Here is a 1,561-nt window from a genome sequence, read left to right on the forward strand (position 1 = left end):
TAAAACCAGCTAATACCTTGTCAAGACCGTTTTGAAAGTCGTAGATTTCTGTTATACTGCTTTTGAACCATAACAAATAAACCTCCATCGGATGGAAGTTTATGGAACGACTACTTTAAAGAGCGTAGGGTTGCCCTTTTTTGAGCATAGCGTAGACGTGATGTAATACCTTGTTGGCGCAAGCGATCACGGCTACTTTATGGGGCTTACCCTCGCTTTTTTTCTTGTCGTAATACGCCCTTAAACGTGGATTTAGTCCTTTCCTTAATCCACATATGACCGCTAGATAAGCAGCTCTTCGCAAGCGTTTAGAGCCGCGTTTCGTGATTTTGTTCTCACTGGCAGTGAATTTCCCCGAACTAAACACGCTGGGGTCAAGTCCAGCCATGGCCACCACTTGTTTAGGATGACTAAACTGCGATGCATCCCCAATTTCTGCCACCATAACAGTAGCCAGCTTGGTGCCTACTCCTGGGATAGATTCCAGCAACTGAACCTGCGGGATCGTTTGGGAAACCTCATAAATCATCCGCTCTAGCTCTGCGAGTTGCTCCTGGAATTCACCAAGAATCTTAAGCATGAGTTGAAGGGACTGTCTTAAACCAAATCCAATAGCCGTAACGGGATTCGCCTCGCATACAGCACGCATCAACTCGACTTTTTTGTTCATCCATACGTCCGAGCGAGAGGCTCTCGCAGCCTCCTTAATCACCTCGTGCAAGTTATCGCATCGTTCTTGAATCCCCTCAGGCGAAAGATATGCTTTCAGTAAGTTTAGGGATGTCTTAGAGAAAAGATCCTTAAAGACATTTTCGTAACCTGGAATCATTTGATCGATTAGTGAACGCGTATTTAACTTGGCCTGCACATATAGACTCGTCACGAACTCGTGCTGACGCGTTAAGAACTGTAAATCTGTTAAAGCTCTATCTTTGAGTGGATGAGCAAGCCAATCTTCCTCTTGATAATAAAGATCTCCGAGGTGCCAGGCATCCGATTCATCGGTTTTTACTTTGCGCAAGCCCGTTCTTCTAGCTCGCTGCGCCTGCAAAGGATTTACCAGGATGACTTCAAAGGCTTCACGCTGTAAATACTGAACAAGCACACGATGATAATGTCCCGTAGGCTCAAGAATGATTTGCGGCTTAAAGCCGCTCTGCTGCTCTAATTCAATAAGCAAGGACTTGAGTCGCTCAAATCCTTTAGGCGTATGCAAAATGGTTTCTGCTCGTCCCACGGGTCGGTTACGTTTTAAAAAACACTGCACGACAGACTTTCCCTTTGCTACATCAATTCCAATAACAGGTTTCATCCAGTTCTCCTTTCAAAAAAATTAGCCGGTCATTCCCACAATGGTTCCAACTCCACAGCTTCGCTTGTGATACGAGGTCAACGCCTCAACCAGCTCAATCGTGATGGTCGGTGGTAGTAGGAGAACAGTTTTGTGTACGGGGTTGTCCCCCAGGGGCTGTCACGTTCTCCCGGCTACCGCCATCATAGAATGACCATAAAGAATAGGCCAACCAGTAATATGAACTGCTCCCCGTCAAGTAGACAGTAC

1 protein-coding gene is annotated in these 1,561 nt (G+C 46.0%); it reads right to left on the reverse strand.

The window, feature by feature from the left end:
- Positions 1–115 precede the first annotated feature (115 nt).
- Positions 116–1,312, reverse strand: coding sequence for an IS110 family RNA-guided transposase (locus tag B1748_RS36175; RefSeq protein WP_087572804.1), 1,197 nt, complete (start codon positions 1,310–1,312; stop codon positions 116–118).
- Between the last annotated feature and the right edge of the window lie 249 nt (positions 1,313–1,561).

The organism is Paenibacillus sp. MY03, from assembly GCF_002165585.1.
Taxonomy (GTDB): domain Bacteria; phylum Bacillota; class Bacilli; order Paenibacillales; family Paenibacillaceae; genus Pristimantibacillus; species Pristimantibacillus agaridevorans.